Here is a 23,026-nt window from a genome sequence, read left to right on the forward strand (position 1 = left end):
TGTCCCGCTGAGTCGCGGGCCCCATGGTTCTCAAGATTTCGGGGGCTTCTGAAATGATCGATCGTGGCAACGGCGCACGTGCGTCCAAGGCGGTTCCGGTTCGGGTGGATCGCGAGGCGCTGTTGCGCGAGGCGCTGCTCGGCTCGACCGCGCTGATCGGCGTCGCGCTGGCCACGCCGGCGCTGGCCCAGTCAACCTACCCCGCGGGCGGCGGCACGATCTCGGGCACGGGCACCTATACCGACGCGACCGCGACCAATGGCGGCGTGACGGTGACCAACACGGTCAACGCCGGCGTCATCATGGCCGATGTCACGATCAACAACACCACCGGCGACCCCAACGGCATCGCCTACAAGCAGGTCTCCGCCGGCGGCCAGAGCGCGGTCCTCTACACCGCGGGCGCCAACACGCTGCGCAGCGACCAGAACGGCGCGGCGCTTTCGCTGCAGGCGGCAAATGGCAACGTCACCTGGGCCATCGGCCAGTCCGACGAATCCTCGACCACGGACCTCACCGCCACCTATGGCGCTTATCTGATCGCCAACGGCTTCGTGAACGTCGTCGATTTCGGCACCGTCAGCAGCCTGCGCAACGTCACCGCCGACGGCGCCGGCGTGGCGGGCATCTATGCCAGCTCCAGCGGCTCCACGGTGAACCTGTCGCTGAAGGCGCCGGTCATCTCGGGCTTCGCCACCGGCATCTCCGCGATTTCGGCCGCGGGCGCCATCGTCACCACCACCGGCGGCTCGATCAGCACCCTGCCCAGCGGCACCGGGATCAGCGCGACCGCGAGCAACGCCGGGGCCCCGGTCATGGTCAGCTCGGGTTCGGCGATCAGCACCAGCATCGCCGGCGTCGGCATCAACGCCTCGTCGAACAACAGCGCCACCAGCGTGATCACCACTGCGGGCGGCACGATCAACGGCGGCAGCGTCGGCATCCAGGTGAATGCGGCCCTGACCGGCCAGAGCAGCGTCGTGACCGTGGGTGCCGCGATCGGCAATTCTACCCGCCCGAGCTCGGGCGTGGTGTTCCAGGGCACCGGCGTGGTCGGCGGCACCAACACCGTCAACGCCAACGCCAATGTCAGCAGCGGCACGGGCTTCTCCGCGATCGGTTCGAACACCATGAACTCGGATCTCGCGGTGAACGTGGCATCGGGCGTCACCGTCACCTCGCAGGGTTCCTTTGCGATCCGGGCCGGTCGCAACATCACCGTGGTCAACAACGGCACGGTCAGCGCAACCAGCGGCGCCGGAACCGGCGTGAGCAATGCCCAGGCGCCCTCGACCCTCAGCGTGACCAACAACGGCGCGATGAGCGCCGGCAGGATCGTGGTGGACGGGCAAGGAACCACCAACGTCACCAATGCCGGCACGATCACCGCGACCAACTTCGCGGCGATCTCCTCGGGCCGCGGCGGCACGATCACCAACAATGCCGGCGCCACCATCACCGGCGGTTCCGACACCAGTTCGGGCTGGGGCATCCTCTTCCAGAGCAGCACCTTCTCGGCAGGCCAGACGGTCACCAACAACGGCACCATCACCGGTGGCGGCGCAGGTGCGATCCGGCTCGACGCCACCACCGCCTCGTTGTTCAACCTCAATGCCGGATCGACCACGAACGGCCTGATCCGGATCACCGGCAGCGGCGCGACCACCACCAATCTCGGCGGCACGCTGAACGGCAATTACGACGCCAGCGCCGCCACCGGCGCCCAGAACTTCACGCTCGGCGCGACCGGCGCGATGCAGGGCGCGACCTTCGGCTCGGGCAACGACATCTTCACCTGGGGCGGCGGCAGCATCGGCGGCACGATCGACGGCGGCACGGGCACGGACACCTTCGCGGTCGACCTCGGTTCCACGACCAACCGCACGATCGACCAGAGCAGCTTCTTCGCCAACATCGTCAATTTCGAAGCCTATAATCTCGTCTCCGGCAACCTGACCCTCACCGGCAGCAGCGACGGCGGACCGGGCTGGACGGTGGCGGGCGGCAACGCGACGGCGCTCACCATCAACGGCGCGCTGACCAATGTCGCCGGCAACGCGGTCACGCTCACCACCGCCGACCTGATGTTCATCAAGGCGGGCGCGCAGGTGAGCGCAACCGGCGACGTCATCTATTCGACCGCCACCGGCAACAACATCCAGAACAGCGGCACGATCACCTCGGGCACCGGCATGTCTTCGGGCATCGCCATCGGCAGCGGCACGGTCGATAACTTCGGCCTGATCACCTATGCCGCCGGCGGGTCGAGCGCGACCCAGGGCAATGGCGTCTTCGCCAGCGCCAACCAGCTCACCCTCACCAACCATGCCGGCGCGAGCATCTATGGCCGCTGGGATGGCGCGCGCGCCAACAACGGCGCTTATGTCACCAATGACGGCCTGATCCAGGGCGACCGCTTCGCCGGCCTCGAGATCAGCGGCACCAGCGTGGTCTTCAACAACGCCACCGGCCGCATCTATGGCGCGACGAGCGAAGGCGCGGGCGTGCTGATCAACAGTGGCGCCGTGCAGGTCACCAACGCATCCGGCGGCCAGATCGTCGGAGCGGGCTATGCCGGCATCTACAATGGCGGCACCGGCCTGCTGAGCGTGAGCAATGCCGGCAAGATCGCCACCGGCACGCTCGACGGCTCGAACAACTATGTCCAGGGCGGCACGACCACGGCGATCCGCAGCGCCAGCGCCAACATCACCAATAGCGGCCTGATCGAAGGCGCATCGGGCGGCATCCAGGCCAGCGGCGCCCTCACCCTCGTCAACACCGGCATGATCCATGGGTCCGGCACCGGGACGCTCAATCTCGATGCCGTCTATGTCGGCGGCGCGGCGAACATCCTGAACGCCGGCACGATCAGCGAAGGTACCGGCGCGGCCATCCATGCCAATGGCGGCGGCACGATCACCAATGCGGTGGGCGCCACGCTGGGCGGCGGCAACAACCCCACTTCCGGCACTGCCGTCTTCCTGAACGGCGGCACATTCAACAATTATGGCCAGGCGGGCAGCGGGACCGGCACTGCCGTGGTCACCGACAATGCCGGCGGCACGATCAACCTGTTCGCCGGCTCGGCCTCGGGCAGCATCACCGGCGGCGCTGGCAACGACACGCTGGCGATCTACAACGGCCAGACCAATGCCAGTGCGGTCACGCAGAGCTACACCGACGCGGTGAGCGGCACGGCGGGCAGCGTTACGCTGCAGAACAGCGGCACGCTGGCGGCGGCGATGTTCGGCGCGATCGACCTGGGCGGCGGCAACAACACGCTGCAGCTGCGCGGCGCGGGCACCGGCGCCCAGGCAGGCAGCTTCTCGCTCGCCACCTCGACCGGCGCGGGGACCATCACCAAGCTCGACGGCGGCACCTGGACGCTCACCGGCGCAGCGATCGTGCCCGGCATCACCGTCAACGCCAATGGCGGCATGCTGAACTTCCAGGGCACCAGCGGCGTCGGCACGATCAACGTCAATGGCGGCATCCTGCGCGCCAACGGCGCCGGCGCGTTCGGCAGCGCGGCCGTCCACATGCTCACCTCGAACGTGCAGTTCGGCGCATCCGGCGTCTATGCGAACAGCTTCGTGCTCGACATCCCCGCGGTGCTGAACGGCCAGCCGGTCGTGTTCGAGAACCTGTTCGGCGGCAACGCCATCCTGAGCGGCAACATCAGCTCGGGCAGCGGCACCAACGCCGCCGGCCAGGCGATCGGCACCTCGCAGGCCGTGACCTTTGCCGGTATCGGGGGCAGCCTGTTCAACTTGACCGGCACCAACAGCTGGACCGGTACCACGACGATCAATTCGGGCGTGACGGCGCGGGGCTCGACCACCGCGATCTCGGGCAGCAACATCGTCAATAATGGCACGGTCACCTATGCCCAGTCGGGCAGCAGCTCGAGCGGCACGGTGATCTCGGGCACCGGCGCGCTGCGGCTGGAGAGCGGCCAGGTCACGCTGACCGGGTCCAACACTTATACCGGCGGCACCACCGTCGCCGGCGGCCGCCTGCAGGTGGGCGACGGCACCACCAACGGCCGCATCACCGGCGCCATCACCGTCGATTCCGGCGGCACGCTCGTCTTCAACCGCAACGACAATTACGACTTCACCAGCGCGATCAGCGGCGCGGGCGACGTCCAGGCGCTCGGCACGATCACGCTGAGCGGCCCGATCACCAATACCGGCGCGCTCTACATCAACTCGGCCACCGGCGGCACAGTCACGCTCACCGGCGCGCGCAGCGGCGCGTATAGCGGCGGCGCCACTGCCGCGGCCGTCACCCTGGGCGGCGCCAACAATATCCTGCGCGTCGGCCTGAGCGGCACGGTCGCGGGCGGCCAGTATCTCGGCGTCTATCTTGGCGGCACCGGGAACGGCGTCGACAATTTCGGCACGATCAGCAACACCGGCACCGCCCTCGACCAGGACTGGGGCAGCGCGATCGGCGTCGCCGCGACCAGCGGCTCCTCGATCATCAACAACGGCTCGGCGAGCAACGCCACCGCGACGATCAACGGCCGGAACACCGGCATCAACCATCTCGGCTCGGACGGCGTGATCGCCACCGGCCAGCTGTCGGTCAACAATTACGGCCTGATCGCCAGCAACCTCGCCAACGCGATCGAGAACCAGAACGGCTCGGGCAACCTTACCGTCACCAACTACGGCACCGGCAGGATCGTCGGCCAGGGCAATGCCGGCGGCACGAACGGCTATGGCATCTACGCGATCGGCACGGGCACGCTCGGCCTCACCAATGCCGGCCTGATCGTCGGCCGCGTCGGCGGCGTCCTCACCGGCAGCGCGACCAGCATCACCAATAGCGGCACGATCGCGGCCGGCACGCTCTCGGGCGGCACCAGCGGCACGCTGGTCGCGGGCGGCGGCAACGGCATCCAGACGGTGGGCGGCACGATCACGAACCAGGCGGGCGGCGTGATCCGCGGTTCGTTCCTGGGCGGCAACGGCGACAACACCAATGCGATCACCTCGACCGCGGCGACCACCGTCAACAATTCCGGCCAGATCCTGGGCGTCGCGTTCGGATCGACCTCGAACGTGCGCACCAACGGCGTCTATGTCTCGGGCGGCGCCGGCACGGTGACCAACTATGCCACCGGCCTGATCACCGGCGGCTGGGACGGCGTGTACGTCACGGCGGGCGGCACGGTGACCAATTCGGGCACGATCGCCGGCTATCAATATTATGGCGTCGAGAACGCCAGCACCCTGACCAACAATGCCGGCGGCCGCCTCCTGGGCGTCGCCGGGGGCGCGTCGATGCTGGCGGACGGCATCGTCAACAACAGCGGCCTGATCGCCGCGGCGACCTACAACGCGACGACCGACACCTACACCCTCAGCGCCGGCACCGGCCTCACGCTCAGCTCGGGCAGCGTCTCCAACCAGTATAACGGCACCGTCACGGGCGCCGTCGGCATCGGCGCGACCGGCGCGCTGAGCCTGGGCAACGCCGGCACGATCACCGCCACGACCTATGCCGGGGTGAACCTGCTGGGCACCGGCAACACCATCTACAACGGAGGCACGATCACCGGCGGCACCAATGCGACGCTGGGCTATGGCGTGCGCTTCGTCCCCGCTGCCGGGGGCACGCTCAACAATCAGTCGGGCGGCCTGATCAGCGGCACCGCCGGCGGCGTCTATTCGGGAAGCGCGAGCGTGTCCGTCGACAATGGCGGCAATATGGTCGGCACCGGCGCGGGCAGCCGCGGCGTCTATCAGCAGTTCGGCAACGCCGTGGTCACCAACCAGGCGAGCGGCGTGATCGTCGGCCAGGGCTGGGGCATCCAGGGCGGCGCCACCGCGAACATCAACAATGCCGGCTTCATCGGCGCGGGCACGCTTTCGGGCGGCACCACGGGCACCTTCACGGTCAACGGCACCGGCAGCGGCGCCGTCTTCAACGGCGGCTACCTCACCAACGGCGTCGGCGCGACGATCGTCGGTGGCAATTATGGCGTCTATTCGGGCGGCACCACCGCGGTGAACATCAACAACAGCGGCACGATCACCGGCGGCAATTACGCGATCTACCTGACCGGCAACAACGACAACACGATCAGCCTCTACGCCGGCTCGGCCACCAATGGCGCGATCATGCTCGGCAACGGCAACGATACGGTCAACTGGTATGGCGGCAGCTTCACCAGCATCGAAGCCGGCGCCATCGGCTTCGACCGGTTCAACGCCAGCGTCTCCACCCCGACCACGCTCGATCTCACCAAGGTCCGCAATTTCGAGCAGCTTTCCCTCAACGGCGGCGATCTGACGCTGAGCGGCGCGTCCGCGAATATCGGCGGCTGGACCGTCAACGACGGCACGCTGACGCTCGACGGCACCGTGCAGATCGGGAGCGACGGCAACGCGGTCACGCTGGCCAACAGCGGCACGAGCCTGACCATCGCCCATGGCGCCACGGTGATCGGCAATCTCGGTAACGGCGTCTTCGCCCAGGCCGGGACCACCGTGACCAATGCCGGCCTGATCCGCTCGACCGACGCCAACTATAGCGGCGTGGCCATGGTCGGCGGCACGCTCGGGAACCAGGCTGGCAGCCTGATCGTCGCCGAAGGCAATGGCGTCACCGTCTCGGCCGGCGCGAACACGATCACCAATGCCGGCATCATCGTCGGCCGCACCGGCGGCGTGATCGGCAGCGACGCCTATCAGACGCTGAACAACACCGGCATCATCGTCGTCGGCACCGCGGCCAATACGGTCACCCAATATTGGCAGATCAACCAGGACTATAGCACCGGCGACGGCGTTCGGTTCACGGCGGGCGGCACGGTGGCCAACACCCGCGGCGCCAATAATGGCGGCACCATCGTCGGCGGCGCCAACGGCCTGGTCATCACGGGCGGCGCGGCGACGATCGAGAATTCGGGCACGATCCAGGGCAATACCGGCTACGGCGTCTCGCTGGACACGGCGGCAGGCCAGACCTCGACGATCACCAACCATATGAGCGGCGCGTTCGTCGGCACCACGGGCGCGGTGCTGCTCGCCGGCGACGGCACGATCAACATGACCAACGAGGTCGGCTCGGCGATGTATGGCAGCATCGTGTCGACCGGCAACGGCACGCGCAACATCGACCTGTCGGGCCTCGTCTATGGCGATTACGACGCCAGCTCGGCCACCGGCACCAACAATGTCACCATGCGCTCCGGCCAGATCCGCAACGTGTATCTGGGCGACGGCGACGACAGCTTCACCTATTTCGGCGGCACGATCACCGGCATCGTCGATGGCGGCGCGGGCTATGACCGGCTGTTCGCCGATTTCGGCGCCGGGCAGAGCTACAATGTCAGCCTGGCCAACTTCATAAACTTCGACAGCATCGGCCTGATCTCGGGCGACATGACGCTGACCGGCCCGAGCAACGATCCCGACCAGGCGATCTATGCCGGCATCGGCGGCATGCCCGCCGGCACGATCACCTTCGACGGCACGAGCGGCCTCACCGGCGACATCTATGTCAATGGCGGCTCGATCCGTGCGGCAACGGCAGGCGCCTTCGGCAGCGGCACGATCCACATGATCGACCCGACCGCGACCTTCGGCGCCACCGGCAGCTATGCCAACAACATCTCGCTGGAAGTGGTCACCCCGTCCTCGGCCAACCCGTCGACGCTGAACGCCGATGCGGGCGTGACCGCGACGCTGACCGGCGCGATCACCACCGGCACCGGCGCGGGCGTGGATCCCAGCCAGGACCTGGTCATCGGCGGCCAGGGCACGATCATCCTCACCAACACCGCCAACAACTGGCTGGGCACCACCACGATCAAGTCGGGCGCGACGCTCCAGGGGGCGAGCGACACGATCTCGGGCTCCGCGATCGTCAACAACGGCACCCTTGCCTATCAGCAGGCCTATAGCGGTACCGTCACGCAGAACATCACCGGCAACGGCTATGTGAGTGTGAGCGGCCTGGCGGCGGGCAACGCCCTCACCTTCTCGGGCACCAACAATCTCAACGGCACCTTCATGGTGTCCGACGGGTCGAACATCGCGATCAGCGGCGCGACGAGCACCGGCAATTTCCAGAGCGTCGACCTCTTCGGAGCCGGCAGCCGCCTCGACGTGACGGCGACGGGCAGCCTGACCAGCAGCGCCAACACGGTGGGCACCGACGGCGCGGACCAGAGCGTGTACAATCTCGGCGCGATCACCAGCACCAACAATGTCGCGATCTATTTCGGCGGCACCGACGGCCTGCTCGACAATAGCGGCACGATCTCCGGCACCCGCGCCGTCTGGGTCAATGGCGGCGACGCCCAGCTGATCAACCGCGCGGGCGGCACGATCACCGGCAACAGCAATTTCGCGCTGTACCTCGGCCAGGGCGGCACGATCGACAATTCGGGCACGATCCAGGCGCTCAATAGCTCTCCCGCCGTCTATGTCGCGGGCACGGCCGCGATCACCAACAATGCCGGCGGCCTGATCACCAGCCAGGGCACCACCATCGCCGCCTATGGCGCCGGCTCGAGCCTGACCAATGCGGGCAGCGTGACCTCGAGCAACGAGACCGCAGTCTATCTGGCGGCGGGCGGCACGGTCACCAACTCGGGCAGCCTCACCGGCGGCACCGGTGGTTACGGCCTGTGGACCAGCGCGGGCGGCACCTTCACCAACCAGGCAGGCGGCACGATCACCGGCGGCCTGGGCGGCATGTATCTCGACGGCGCCAACCTGGTCACGGTGAACCTGGACGCAGGCTCGACCACCGGCAAGATCTTCTCGGGCGGCACCGGCGACCGGGTGATCAACATCCTCGGCACGCTGAACGGCGGCTATGCCGGCGGCAGCGGCGCCGACGCGATCACGCTGGACACCAGCGCGGTCGTCAACGGCACGCTCGACGGTGGCGCCGGCAACAACACGCTGACGCTGACCGGCACCGGTTCGGCGACGCTGGGCGCAGTGGCGAACTTCGGGAGCGCCACCAAGTCGGGTAGCGGCACCTGGACGCTGGGCGGAGCCACCGATGTCGCGGCCTGGACCGTGACCGGCGGCACGCTCGTCACCAATGGCGGCGCCATTGCCGACACCGCTTCGGTCGCCCTGACGGGCGGCACGCTGCAGCTCGGCGGCAGCGAAGCGATCGGCGTGCTGACCGGCTCGGGCAATGTGGCGCTCGGCACGAGCACGCTGATGCTCACCAGCGGCACCGGCAGCTTCACCGGCAATTTCAACGGGACCAGCGGCGGTCTCCTGATCGACGGGGCGAATCTGAGCTTCGGCGGCCGGGTGAACTATGCCGGCCTCACCGAGATCCGCTCGGGCACGCTGACGCTGACCACCGGCGCGCGCTTCAATGCAACCTCGACCCTGCTCGTCGATACCGCCGGGACGCTCGATCTGGGCACGACCGCAATCACGGTGGGCGCGGCGCGGCTGGACGGCACGCTCAACGGCACCGGCACCCTCGCCGCGCATGATATCGCGCTGAACGGCGCCACCGTGAACGGCAACCTCTCCGGCAACCTGCTCACCCAGGCCTCGGGCATTTCGCACATCGCCGGCACTATCGACATGGATGTGCGGGTGAGCGGCGGCACGCTGCAGCTCGCCGCCAATGGCCGGATTGCCGATAGCTCCACCGTACAGGTCGATGGCGGCGCGACACTCGATCTCCAGGGCTTCAACGACACCATCGGCGCCCTGGCGCTCGGTGGCACCCTGGCCGGCACCGGCACACTCACCGCGGGCCAGTATCAGCTCACCGGCGCCACGGTGAACGCCAATCTCGGCGCGGGCACGCTCTTCAACCTGGGCGGCAACTCGACGCTGAACGGCACGGCCGCCGGCGACGTCTCGGTCCAGGCCGGCACGCTGGCGCTCGGCGCGGCGAACCGCCTGGCCGATGCCGCCACGGTGGCCGTCGCATCCGGTGCGACGCTCAACCTCGGCGCGTACAGCGACACCATCGGCGCCCTGGCGCTCGGTGGCACCCTGGCCGGCACCGGCACGCTCACCGCGGGCCAGTATCAGCTGACCGGCGCGACGGTGAACGCCAATCTCGGCGCGGGCACGCTCTTCAACCTGGGCGGCAACTCGACGCTGAACGGCACCGCTGCCGGTGACGTTTCGGTCCAGGCCGGCACGCTGGCGCTCGGCGCTTCGAACCGCCTGGCCGATGCCGCCACGGTGGCCGTCGCATCCGGCGCGACGCTCAACCTCGGCGCGTACAGCGACACCATCGGCGCCCTGGCGCTCGGTGGCACGCTGGCCGGCACCGGCACGCTCACCGCGGGTCAGTATCAGCTGACCGGCGCGATGGTGAACGCCAATCTCGGCGCGGGCACGGTCTTCAACCTGGGCGGCAACTCGACGCTGAACGGCACGGCCGCCGGCGACGTCTCGGTCCAGGGCGGCACGCTGGCGCTCGGCGCCGCGAACCGCCTGGCCGATGCCGCCACGGTGGCCGTCGCATCGGGCGCGACGCTCAACCTCGGCGCGTACAGCGACACGGTCGGTGCCCTGGCGCTCGGCGGCACCCTGGCCGGCACCGGCACACTCACTGCGGGCCAGTATCAGCTGACCGGCGCCACGGTGAACGCCAATCTCGGCGCGGGCACGCTCTTCAACCTGGGCGGCAACTCGACGCTGAACGGCACCGCCGCCGGTGACGTTTCGGTCCAGGCCGGCACGCTGGCGCTCGGCGCGGCGAACCGCCTGGCCGATGCCGCCACGGTGGCCGTCGCATCCGGCGCGACGCTCAACCTCGGCACGTACAGCGACACCATCGGTGCCCTGGCGCTGGGCGGCACCCTGGCCGGCACCGGCACGCTCACTGCGGGCCAGTACCAGCTCACCGGCGCCACGGTGAACGCCAATCTGGGCGCGGGCACGGTCTACAATCTGAGCGGTACCTCGGTGCTGAACGGTACCGCCGCGGCCAACACCGTCACTGTCCAGAGCGGCACGTTGCGCCTCGGCGCCAGTGATCGTCTGGCCAGCACCGCGACGATCGGCCTCGCCTCGGGCGCGACCTTCGATCTCGGCGCCTATAATCAGACCGTGGCGGCCATCGCCGGCACCGGCACGATCGCCCTGGGCACCGGCCGCCTGACGCTGTCGAGCGGCTCGAACACGGGCTTTGGCGGCGCGATCACCGGATCGGGTTCGATCGACAAGCAGGGCACCGGCACGCTCACGCTGGCCGGCACCTTCGCCACCACCGGCCGCTTCGACGTGTCGGCCGGCACGCTCGCCTTCTCGGGCTCCACCCAGGGCGGCATGCGCGTCCAGGGCGGCACGCTGATCGGCGGCGGCACGATGGCGGGCGCGCTGACGATCAGCTCGGGCACCTTCTCGCCGGGCGGCCTCGCCACCGGTGCGCTGGGCGCGATCAACCCGATCGGCAGCTTCACCGCGGGCAGCCTGGCCGTCAGCGGCGGCACTCTGCTCTTCGACTTCGGTGGCGCCAGCCTGAACTTCGCTTCGGACAGCATCAAGGTGAACGGCACCGCCACGCTCACGGGCGGCACGGTGCAGGTCAATGCGCTGACCGCGGCGGCGAGCGACTATCGCTTCAACCAGCTCTACACGATCGTCCAGGCGAACGCCCTCACCGGCACCTTCGCCAACGGCTCGGTGTTTGCCACCGTGGCGAGCAATCCGAACCTGAAATGGCGCCTGCGCTACGATCTGGCCGCCAATGCCGTCGTCCTCCAGGTCCAGAAGAACATGGAGTTCAACGACGGCGTGGCGGCGGGCGACACCAACACGCTCGCAGTCGCCAATGCGCTCGGCAACTCGACCACCGGCAATGCCTCGGATCAATGGGCGGCGACGCTCAACACGATCACTTCGCTCGATACGCAGCAGCGCGTCGCGGCGTTCAGGACCTTCAGTGGCGAAGCCCTGGCCAATGTCTCGACCGCAACCATCTCGGCGAACAATCTGTTCACCGACCTGCTCCGCCGGCGGGTGGGCGATGGCGGCGATGCGCTGATCGGCGGCGGGTTCGCCAGCGCGAGCCTGGCCGATGTCCGCACCACCAGCACGGCGGGCAACGGCTTCGCCAGCGCGCTCTCCGGCGCGACGCTGCCGGGCACCGACAATGGCGAGGCGGGCAATGGCGGCATCTGGGGCCAGGTCTATGGCGGCTATCAGAAGCTGCTGGGCGACGGCGCCCATGCCGGCCTCGACACGACCGTCGCGGGCGTCGCCATGGGCGTGGAGACCCGGCTCGACGGGTTCACCGCGGGCATCGCCGGCGGCGTCGCGCAGATCGATGCGGACATGAACAGCCGCTACTCGACGGTGAGCGGCAACCAGTATCAGCTGGGCGGCTATCTGAGCTACGATGCAGGCAGCGCCTTCATCGCCGCTTCGGGCAGCTGGTATTCGAGCGACCTGAACAGCAAGCGCACGCTGGCCATCGGCACCACCACGGCGCTCGCCACCGGCGACATCCATGCCAATGGCTATTCGGTGGGCGTCTCGGGCGGCTTCCGCACCGAGTTCGCGAACGGCCTGCGCCTCGCCCTGATCGGCAGCGCGAGCAAGGTCCGCGACCAGCGCGACGGCTTCACCGAGAATGCCACCGGCGGCCTGGGCCTGCAGATGGCCGCAGCGAACCGCGACCTGTTCACCGCAGGCGCGGAACTGCGCCTCGGCGCCCGGGTAAAGACCGGCGCGGGCATGGCGATGCCCTGGGTCAGCATGGGCGTGCGCTACAATTCGGGCGATCTCGATACGGCGGGCACCGTGCGCTTCTCGGGTGCGCCGAGCGGCACCGGCAGCTTCGGCGTGACGGGCGTGCGGATGGCGCCGGTGCTCGGCACGCTGGGCGTCGGCATCGATGCCCAGGCCAGCAGGAATGTCCGCCTGGGCATCGCGCTGGAAGGCTCGGCGGGCGAGAACACGCGCGAGGGCCGTGCATCGGTCCGCGTGAAGATCGGCTTCTGACGACAGTCGGCGCCAGGGTGCGGAGGGACTGGAATCCCGCTCCGCACCGGGCACCGTTGCGGGCCTCACTTGGGGGGGCCGAGAGCCCGTGCAGGAGGACTGCGCGGGCTCTCTTGCCATTGGCCGCCGCCGCAACCGGGCCGCGCGGCCACGGACCGCCCCCGTGCCGACAGGATCCCGCCGATCATCGCCATTGCCGCGCGCTTCCGGCCCGGCCGAGCCGGAAGCACGGCCCCGATATGGATGAAATACAGCTATTTTTCATAACTTAGGAGAAACGCAACAGCACCCTTGCTCCCTCCTCTCTGCCGCGCTAGATGCGCGTTTCCGCACAGGGGCGTAGCTCAGTTGGTTAGAGCGTCGGTCTCCAAAACCGAAGGCCCTCGGTTCGAATCCGAGCGCCCCTGCCATTGCCGCCACGGCATATGACGTTCATTTCATCCCAACGACTTGCGGGAAGCGCTCGATATTCTGGGCGCGGGCGGCGCTCTAAACGCGCCGATTGGACGCCGGCCATTCCCAAAAAAAAGGGGCCAGCCAAGCGAACTGGCTGACCCCGATCCCGGGAAGCGGAGGGAAGCTGGCCCGGAAACGTCAGAAGGCCAGCCGCGCACCCAGGACGAACTGACGGCCGCTATGCGTGAGCACGTTGAGACGATTGGTCGCATCCACGAACTGGTCGTTCAGCTCGTCAGTGAGGTTGATCATCTCCAGGCTGACCTTGAACTTGTCGGTGATGTTGTACGAAACCTGCGCATCGATGTTGGTCGTCGCATTGGTGCCGTTGTACGAATTGCCCTCCGTGCCCGGCACGGCGGTCAGATATTTGGAGCGATAGGCGACCGAGCCGCGGATCGAGAATTTCTTCGTCTCGAAATAGAGCGTGCCGTTGGCGGCGTGCTTCGACAGGCCGAGCAGCGGCGCCTTCACCGTAGTCGCGCCATTGGCCGAAGTCAGATACTCGATATCCGAGCTGACATAGGTGTAGTTGGCCAGCACGCCGAAATTGCTGAGGAAGCCGGGCAGGAAGCTGAGCGGCTGCTGCACATTGACCTCGAGGCCGCGCAGCAGGCCGCCCTTCGAATTGACCGGCTGGCTGACGATGAAGACATCGCTGGGGCTCGCCGTGGTCCCGTTGAGCAGCGAGGCGGGCAGGCCCAGGTCGCTGAAGGGCACGGTGGTGCTCAGCGTCTGGACGAAGGTGCCGATGTCCTTCTGGAACACCGAGACGGCATAGATCGCGCCGCGCATCGGATACCATTCGATCGAGGCGTCGAGATTGGTCGACCTGGTCGGCTTCAGGTCCGGATTGCCCGAGCTGAAGGTGCGGTTGCCGCCCGAGACGTTGAGGTTGCCGCCCGGGGTAAGCGAGCCGATGCCGGCACGCGCGATCGTCCTGGCGGCGGCGAAGCGGACCATCAGATTGTCGCGCACATCGACCACGAGATTGGCCGAGGGCAGCCAGTTCGCATAGCTGCGGTCCGCGCTGACCAGGTTCACCGTGCTGCCCTGGCTGGCATAGCCGGTGGAGAACTGGTCGGTCTTCACATAGCGAAGGCCCGCATCGCCGCGGATCGGGATGCCGGCATCGGCGAAGTTGAACTCCATCATGCCCCAGGCGCCCAGATCCTCCTCACGCACGGTGACGAACGAGCCGCGCGCAGTGGCATTCTCGATCCCGCCGATCGCATAGGTCGGGTTGCTGGAGGTGTTGAGATAGGCCTGGAACGCCGCGAGGTTCGGCACCACCCAGGCAGTGGGCGTGCCGGCGGGCACGTTCAGCCCGCGGCCGAAGCCCGAGAATACCGTGGTAAGCGGCGCGAGCTGCGCCGCGGTGAGCGTGGTCACCACCGTCTCGCCCTGCAGGCGGCGCTGCTCGGTGGAGCTATAGTCGAACCGGCGCCAGTCCACGCCCGCCTTGAGCTTCAGCTCGGGTGCGGTCGTCCATTCGAGGAAGCCCTTGGCGTTGGTGAAGCTGTTGTCCACCGTCTGTGGCCGGATGCGGACTTCCGAAGTGCCGTTGGTGAAGGCGAAGGTGGCGGCGCTGCTCACGTCCACGCCCGGCCGGATCGTCGGGAAGCGCGTCGAGAAATCATAATAGAAGCCGTTGGTGTTCGCGGCGTCGATCGTCACCGTGGTCTGGACCGGGTTGCGGAACTGCGAGCTCGAATAGCCGACCACCGCGCCGAACTTCAGAGACTCGCCGATCTTCTGGTCGAGCGTGCCGGTGAGCTGGTAGAAATCGGTGACCAGCTTGTCGTAGCGCGCCTGGGTGCGCAGATCCACGTTATCGAACGTACCGCTGATGATGTTGCGGTTGGCGTCGACAATGCCCGAGCGGATGATCGTCTGCGGCTTGCCGGTGCCCGAGCGGCTGAAGCTGATCGCCTGGAACTGCGCTTCCTGGCGGGTGCCGTCGAGCCGCGAATAAAGGCCGTCGATCGAGATCAGCGTCTTCTCGCTCGGCTGGAACTGCACGCCCAGCGCCGCGCCCAGGCGCTTCTGCTCGATCGCATAGCTGACCAGGCCGGGGATGCGCGGGTGATAGAGCGCGGTGGCGGGATTGCTGTCGTTGATCTGGGCGATGGTGTAGCCCGGCAGTGTCGAGGCGGTGTTGAAGCCGTTGTTGAACCCGCCATAGGTCCAGCGCGTGATGTTGGCGCCTTCCTCGACCAGGGCGCGCTCCTCATAGGCGACCGAGAGCAGCACGCCGAAACGCCCATCCGCGGTGCTGGTGGTCAGCAGGGTCGAGACGCGCGGCCTGGCCTTGCGGGCAAGGTCGTTGTAGCTCGCCGCCGCCTGCACCACGGCCGTGGGCTTGCGATAGTCGAACGGACGCGCGGTCTGGAGATCGACCGTGCCGCCGAGCGAGCCTTCCTCGACGTCCGCCGTCGCCGTCTTGCGCACGGCCAGGCTGTTGAACAGGTCCGACGAGAAGATGTTGAAGTCGAAGCCGCGCCCCCGGTTCACGCCGCCCGAATTGTCGGTGCCGCCGGTGGTGCCGATCGCTTCCATGCCGTTGATGCGCACCCGGCTATATTCCGGGCCCAGGCCGCGGATCGAGATGTTGCGGCCCTCGCCATTGACGCGGCTGATCGCTACGCCGGGGATGCGCTGGAGCGATTCCGCCAGGTTGAGATCGGGGAATTCGGCGATGTCCTCGGCCTTGATCGCGTCGATCGTCGCGGTCTCGTTGCGCTTCAGGTTGAGCGCGCTGTTGAGGCTGGCCCGGAAACCCTTGACCACGATTTCGTTGGCGGCACCTTCGTCCTGGACCGGCACCGATGCCGCCGCCGGATCGGCGGCGGCGTCCTGCGCGCGCGCATCGGCGGCGGCGAGGACGGCAGCCGCGCTGGACAGAGCGAGGACGGATTTCAGGATTCGGGTGCGGGACATCGCCTTCAGTCTCCCCATGAGATGCCGCTTCTTTGCCGAGCGGATTTGATTGCAGGCTGGTTAGCCGTGAAGGCGCGCGACAGGCCAACCTCAATCGAACATGGATCGATGCGCTTCTTGCACTGATCCCCAGCGACCTGGCCAAGGGCCGCCATGATCAAGCCAAGCCGGGACTGGATCATTCCCGTTTTTGGCTTGGACCCGGCCCCGGCCGCCCGGTAGGCCTGCAATGCCGTCAACGCGCCGGCAACAGGCGCGCAGTGCGAAGGAGAGAGACTTGACCGAGGGCAGCCGGCCCACGCGCGTGCGCCATGCGATCATCGCACTGATCTTCCTGATCACCAGCGTCAACTATGCCGATCGCGCAACCTTCTCGATCGCGGGCAACGCGGCGGCGGGCGAGCTGGGGCTCACCCCCGTGCAGACCGGCTATATCCTCTCGGCCTTCGCCTGGGCCTATGCGCTCTCGCAGATCCCGGGCGGGCTGCTGCTCGACAGGTTCGGCACCAAGCGCGTCTATGCCGCCGCGATCGCGCTCTGGTCGGTCTTCACCGCCAGCCAGGGGCTTGCGGGGCTGGTGCCGATCCTCTCCGCCACGGCGATGCTGTTCGCGCTGCGCTTCCTGGTCGGCCTGGCCGAGGCGCCCTCGTTCCCGGGCAATGCCCGGCTGGTCGCCGCCTGGTTTCCCGCCGCCGAGCGGGGCACCGCCTCGGCGATCTTCAACTCGGCGCAATATTTCTCGATCGTCGCCTTCGTGCCGCTGATGGGCTGGCTGGCGCACAGCTTCGGCTGGCGATCGGTGTTCTGGACGATGGGCGGGCTGGGCCTGCTCGCCACCCTCGCCTTTCTCCGCTTCATTCACAGCCCGGCCCGGCACCCCGCGATCAACCGGGCCGAGCGCGACCATATCGAGGCCGGCGGCGGGCTGATCCATATGGAGGACCAGGCCGGCGCCTCGGCCGCGTTCGATTGGGCCAATATCGGCAAGCTGATCGCCAACCGGATGATGCTGGGCATCTATCTGGGCCAATATTGCATCAATGTGCTCACCTATTTCTTCGTCACCTGGTTCCCGATCTATCTGGTGAAGGAGCGCGGGCTGAACATCATGGAAGCAGGCTTTGCCGCGGCGGCCCCCGCCCTGTTCGGCTTTGTCGGCGGGCTGGCAGGCGGCTATGTCTCCGATCGCATCCTGAAGCGCACCGGCTCGCTCGACTGGGCGCGCAAGGCGCCGCTCACCATCGGCATGCTGCTCGCCACCGCGATCATCGCCTGTGTGTGGGTGGAGCAGGAATGGCTGGTGGTCACGCTGATGTCGGTCGCCTTTTTCGGCAAGGGCGTCGCCTCGCTCGGCTGGGCCGTGATGGCGGACGTGGCGCCGAAGAAGCTCGCCGGCCTATCGGGCGGCGTGTTCAACATGTTCGGCAACATCGCCGGCATCGTCACGCCGATCGTGGTGGGCTATATCGTCGCGGGGACCGGATCGTTCGACCTGGCGCTGATCTTTGTCGGGGCGCATTGCCTGCTGACGATCTTCGCTTTCCTCGTCATCGCCGGCCCGATCCGCCGGGTGGAGATCGCCGCATGACCGTCGACCGCCGCCAGTTCCTGCTCGGGAGCGCCGCCGGTGCGGTCGCCCTGCCCGCCACGGCCCATGCCGCCCCGGCCCGGCTGATCGCCAGGACCAGGATGGCAGCGCCCGACTGGGCCGTGATGCAGCGCCGGCTGCTCGCCCGCAACGCCGCCGCCTGCGAGGCCTTCTACGCCAAATATGTCGATGCGCGCGGCTGGCTGAAGGTGTTCGAGCGCTGGGGCGCCAATGACGGGCCCGACGATGCGGCGGAGGCGACCAACGACTGGCTGGTGCTGCACGCCCTGGGCGGATCGGACCGGATCCTGACGCTCGCCCGGCGTTTCTGGGAAGGGCATCTGAAGCAATATACCGCCGCCCGGACGATGGACGTGCCGATCGCGCGGCAGGGCATGTATTACCGCGAATTCCCGGTCCAGATGGACTGGCAGCACAATAGCGAGGGGCTGACCAGCTTCAACGTGATGGGGCTCTCCATCCCCCGCGATCCCAGGCTGCTGGCGCGCACGATGCGCTATGCCGATTTCTACACCGGCCGCGACCCGACGGTGCGGAATTACGATCCCGAGCGCCGGATCATCCGCAGCGTGATGAACGGCAGCCGCGGCCCGATGCTGCGCCGGGCGACGCCGCTCGACTGGGCCGGCGACCCATTCGCGGCGGGCGAGCGCTTCCACATGGAGCATGGCGAGACGACCTATCAGCAGACGCTCGATCACTATGACGAATATGGCGAGGTGGTCGGCGACAATCCGCTCAACCTGCAGGCGACCACCCTGGGCCTCAACGCCTATGCGCTGGGCGGCGGCGAGCGCTATCGCCGCTGGGCGCTCGACTATCTCGACGCCTGGGTGGATCGCGCCAGGGCGAATGACGATATTTTGCCTAGTCATATCGGGCTGGACGGCAGCGTCGGCGCCAATTGGTGGCGCGGCGTCTATGGCTGGGGCTTCTCGCCGGTCGTGCCGCAGACCGGCAAGCGCGAGGACCGCAACCGCGTGCCGCGCTCGATCACGGCCTTCTTCAACGGCACGGTGCTGACCGGCGACCTCTCCTATGTCGAGTTGTGGCGCCGTCAGAATACGCGGATCAACGAGGCCGGCCGGCAGAAGGACGGCAGGTTCGAGGCGCCGACCATGTACGGCGCCCAGGGCTGGTATGGCTGGAAGCCCGGCCCCTATCGCAGCAACGGCTTCGAGATCTGGTATTTCACCCAGGACCCGAAGGATCGCGCGGCGGCGGGCGAGCATCCCTGGGTCTCCTTCCTCGAAGGCGGGAACCCCACCTATCCGATCGCGGCGATGCAGGCCGATCTCGACCGGATCGCCGCGCGGGAAAAAGCCCAGGCGGACGACCCGACCACGCCCGACACGCGGCTCGCCGACTGGCCGCTCGACATCACGCCGGCGAGCATCACCAGCCTGATCCAGCTGATGACCGGCGGGCTGCACATCGCCCGCCCGCCCTGGTCGCCGACCTCCCCCAACCAGGGCGGCGTGCCGCTCCATTGCCGGCTGCGCTATTTCGACGCGGACAAGCGGCGCGCGGGCGTGCCCGACGATGTGGCGGCGCTGGTCCATGCGCTGGGCGATGCCGCAGCGGAGGTGACGCTGGTCAATCTCGGCAAGGCCCCTCGCACCGTGATCGTCCAGGGCGGCGCCTGGGCCGAGCACCGGATCGAGAGCGTGACGCTGGACGGGATCGAGACGCGGATCGGCCGGCCGGACTTCACGCTGCGGCTCGAGCCCGGCTGCGGCACGCGGCTCAGGCTGGCGATGCGGCGCTTCGCCAATCGGCCGACACTGGCGTTTCCGTGGAGCCGGTGAGCGCTAAGCCGGAACATAGGTGAGCCGGATCACCTGCTCGCCGATGCGCTCGCTCGCCACCAGCCGGAGCGGCGGCCGGGGGCCGGCGAAATAGGGCTTGCCGCCGCCCAGCACGCCGGGATGCAGGTACATCCGGTATTCGTCGACAAGGTCGAGCCGGGTCAGGGCGTGCGCCAGTTCCGGGCCGGAGACTTCGATCACGCCTTCACGCTGGGCCTTCAGCGCGCGCACCGCCGCTTCGAGATCCTCCCCGAGCAGCGTGGCATTGGGGCCGACGGATTCCAGGGTGCGCGATGCCACCCATTTCGGTATGTTTCGCCAGGCCGCGGCATAGTCGCGCCTGGACGCATCCCATTCCGGATGCTCGTCGTCCCAATAGCGCATCACTTCGTACATGCGCCGCCCATAGATGCTGCCGGCCAGGCCCCGCACATCGTCGATGAAATGGCGGAAGAGCACGTGATCGGGCGCGAACGCCAGGTGATCGACATAGCCGTCCAGCGACTGGTTCAATGCGTAGACCAGCTTCGCCATGCGCGATCTCCTGTCGGGTATTCGCGGCGAGACTAAGCGGGAAACGCGCATCCTGCAATGCGAGGCCAGTCGCCGGGCAAAGGGTCGCAGAAGTCGCACCAGTGGCGGCTTTTCGGCACGCCTATTTTCCCTGATTTCCCGGCAAATGAGCGAATCACGCAACTTCCTTGCGCGCGCGTGATCCTATTTCCCCAACGGTTCAAAGAGCGGCCGGCATGCGCATCGCGCCTGGGGAGCGAAGCAGGCGCAATCCTACATTGCAAGCAAGAGTTAGCCGCCCGGCTTGATATACGGCGCGACCGACCAGAGCAGCCGCTCCTCCCGCCGGGGGTCGCCCACCACCCGGCTATCGGTATCGAAGAGCATCGTCGCCCGCTTCTCGAGATCGAAACGCGGCCAGGCGGGCAGGCTCGCGCAATTGGGATCGCCGGTGCGAGCGAAGGCGATGAAGGCGTCCGCCACCCGCCCGGCCAGCCGCCGCGCCTCGGGCCCGTCCCCGGTGCGGGCGCCCTTCGCGCCGGTATTGTCGAACACCAGCGGGATGTCGAGCGTGTGGAAGGCGCCGAGCATGCCGCCCGCCTCGGGCGCGGGGAAATCCAGCTGATACATCCAGGTTGGCGCGCCGATCCGCGCCCGTTCCTCCGCCTGGATGAGATGGCCGGGCCAGGAGCGTCCCGCCGTACTCGCCGCCAGCAGGATCTGGCCGGGCGTCTTCTCCGGATAGATCTCGCGGTAGCGCTTCACCACCCAATCGGGCGCGACATCCTTGGTGATCTGCGCCGCGACCCGCTCGGCCAGATTGTCCCAGCTCGTGTCGCCGCGCCGGAGGATGTCGCCGATCCAGAAGCCGGTCTCGTCCCGCGTGTTGCCGATGATCAGCGGGATATGCGCCGCTTCGCGCGGGGCATCGGGCACGAAGGGATGGCGCGGCAGCACGCCGTGATCGAGCGTGGAGACGAAGCTGATCTCGCCCTTCCCCTCCAGCGGATCGGTCATCCCCATCGCCTCGACCAGCCGCTCGACGGGCAGCGCCTCGAGTGCAGCGACATCCGCCGCGCCGGCCCGGTCCATCCATGCTCTCGCCCGCGCGGTGGCATGCATCGGCCCGGCGGCAGTGACGTGCTGGCCGCTCATCGTCGCCGCGCGGTGGAAGAGCGGGCGCGCCTCGGGCATCGCCATCAGCGTCACGACCTTGGCACCGCCGCCCGACTGGCCGAAGATCGTCACGCGCCCGGGATCGCCGCCGAAGCCGGCAATGTTGTCGCGCACCCATTGCAGCGCCAGCACGATGTCGAGATTGCCGACATTGCCCGATTCCGCCGGCCCGCCGAGCTGGGCGAGATAGGCATAGCCGAGCGCCGCCAGCCGGTGGTTGAGCGTCACCACCACCACATCGCCGCGGCGGACCAGCCGGCTGCCGTCATAGAGCGGGTCGGCCCCCGAGCCATGCGCATGCGCGCCGCCATGGAGATAGACCATCACCGGGCGCTTCCCGGCGTCGAGCGCGGGCGTCCAGACGTTGAGGAACAGGCAATCCTCGCCGGTCGGCTCCTCCGCCCTGGTCTGCGGTGCGGCGCGGCCATGGTGCGTGGCATCGGCGATGCCCTGCCACGGTTCCGGCGGCAGCGCGCGGCGGAAGCGGCGGGCACGGGTATCGGCACCGTAGCGGACGCCCCGGAAGACGAGCACGCCCTGCTCGTTCACGCCCCGCACCCGGCCATGGCGCGTGGCCGCGACCGGATCGCCGGGCGTCCGCGCCAGCGCCGCGCCGGCGGGCAGCAGCATCGCGCCGCCGATCACGCCGCGCCGGTCGATCACGCGCTCGCCGTCTGCGCGCAAAGCTGCCGCATCGGCTCGAGCGCGGGATTGGCGTTGTCGCGGCGCCACGCCATGTGGAGCTCCACCGGATTCTCCGGATCGGTGCGCAGCGCACGGAACTGCACGTCCATCAGGTGCAGGCCCGATGCCGATTGCGGCACCAGCGCCGCGGCGAGGCCCGCATGGACAAGGCCGAGCATCGAATGGATCTGAGTCACATGCTGCACATGCAGCGGCGAGACGCCGGCATCGTCGAACAGCCGCACCAGCATGTCGTGGAAATAGCCCGCACCCTGGCGGGCATACATGATCAGCGGCTCGTCATCGAAATCGGCGAGCTCGAAGGCGGGGCGGGACTGGCGCGGATCGCCGGGCGGCAGCGCCACCACCAGCGGCTCGCGCAGCACGCACAGCGTGTCGAATTCGTGCCGGTCCACCGGTGGACGGACGAACCCGATGTCGATCAGGCCGGTGAGCAATGCATCGACCTGGTCGCCGCTCACCATCTCGTGGAGATCGAGATCGATATTGGGCAGGCCGGCGCGCGCATTGGCGACGATATGCGGGACCAGGCCATAGCCGGAGACCGCGGTGAAGCCGATCGCGACCTTGCCGGCATCGCCCTGGGCGACGCGCCGGGCCGAGAGCGAGGCGCTTTCGGCGAGCCGCACGATGCGCCGCGCCTCGATCAGGAAGACCTGGCCGGCGGGCGTCAGGCTCACCTGGCGGCTGGTGCGCTCGAGCAGCATGACGCCCAGGATCCGCTCGAGCAGCTGGATCTGCCGGCTGAGCGGCGATTGGGTCATGTTCAGGCGCTGCGCGGCGCGGCCGAAATGGAGTTCCTCGGCCGCGGCGACGAAACAGCGGAGCTGGCTGAGCTCGAACATGCCCCGGGT

7 protein-coding genes and 1 tRNA gene are annotated in these 23,026 nt (G+C 68.2%); 4 read left to right on the forward strand and 4 right to left on the reverse strand.

Annotated features, from left to right (window positions below):
- Positions 1-53: 53 nt before the first annotated feature.
- Both ACIQCS_RS11755 and ACIQCS_RS11760 read left to right on the forward strand, forming a co-directional pair.
- The gene (locus ACIQCS_RS11755; protein ID WP_345847526.1) at positions 54-12,965 is read left to right on the forward strand and encodes a hypothetical protein; all 12,912 of its coding nucleotides are present in this window, start codon (positions 54-56) and stop codon (positions 12,963-12,965) included.
- Between the two features lie 333 nt (positions 12,966-13,298).
- Positions 13,299-13,375 (forward strand) — tRNA-Trp (locus ACIQCS_RS11760).
- 184 nt (positions 13,376-13,559) lie between these two features.
- Here the strand turns inward: ACIQCS_RS11760 and ACIQCS_RS11765 are convergent.
- Positions 13,560-16,361: a TonB-dependent receptor gene (locus ACIQCS_RS11765; RefSeq protein WP_345847527.1), complete on the reverse strand. Its 2,802-nt coding sequence runs from the start codon at positions 16,359-16,361 to the stop codon at positions 13,560-13,562.
- Positions 16,362-16,638: 277 nt separating this feature from the next.
- On the opposite strand from ACIQCS_RS11765, the gene ACIQCS_RS11770 reads away from it, so the two are divergent.
- Complete coding sequence (locus ACIQCS_RS11770) at positions 16,639-17,949, forward strand: MFS transporter (RefSeq protein ID WP_345847528.1); 1,311 nt, start codon at positions 16,639-16,641, stop codon at positions 17,947-17,949.
- Positions 17,946-19,778, forward strand: coding sequence for a hypothetical protein (locus tag ACIQCS_RS11775; RefSeq protein WP_345847529.1), 1,833 nt, complete (start codon positions 17,946-17,948; stop codon positions 19,776-19,778). The genes ACIQCS_RS11770 and ACIQCS_RS11775 overlap by 4 nt, the downstream gene beginning before the upstream one ends.
- Positions 19,779-19,781: 3 nt before the next feature.
- Here the strand turns inward: ACIQCS_RS11775 and ACIQCS_RS11780 are convergent, their stop codons facing one another.
- The 3 genes from ACIQCS_RS11780 to ACIQCS_RS11790 form a co-directional block, all read right to left on the reverse strand.
- Positions 19,782-20,312: a dihydrofolate reductase family protein gene (locus tag ACIQCS_RS11780; RefSeq protein WP_345847531.1), complete on the reverse strand. Its 531-nt coding sequence runs from the start codon at positions 20,310-20,312 to the stop codon at positions 19,782-19,784.
- A 270-nt stretch (positions 20,313-20,582) separates the two neighbouring features.
- Positions 20,583-22,151, reverse strand: coding sequence for a carboxylesterase/lipase family protein (locus ACIQCS_RS11785; protein ID WP_345847533.1), 1,569 nt, complete (start codon positions 22,149-22,151; stop codon positions 20,583-20,585).
- Positions 22,127-23,017, reverse strand: coding sequence for a LysR family transcriptional regulator (locus ACIQCS_RS11790; RefSeq protein WP_345847534.1), 891 nt, complete (start codon positions 23,015-23,017; stop codon positions 22,127-22,129). The genes ACIQCS_RS11785 and ACIQCS_RS11790 overlap by 25 nt, the downstream gene beginning before the upstream one ends.
- Between the last annotated feature and the right edge of the window lie 9 nt (positions 23,018-23,026).

It is taken from the genome of Sphingomonas sp. NPDC092440 (genome assembly GCF_044754985.1).
Classification (GTDB): Bacteria; Pseudomonadota; Alphaproteobacteria; order Sphingomonadales; family Sphingomonadaceae; genus Sphingomonas.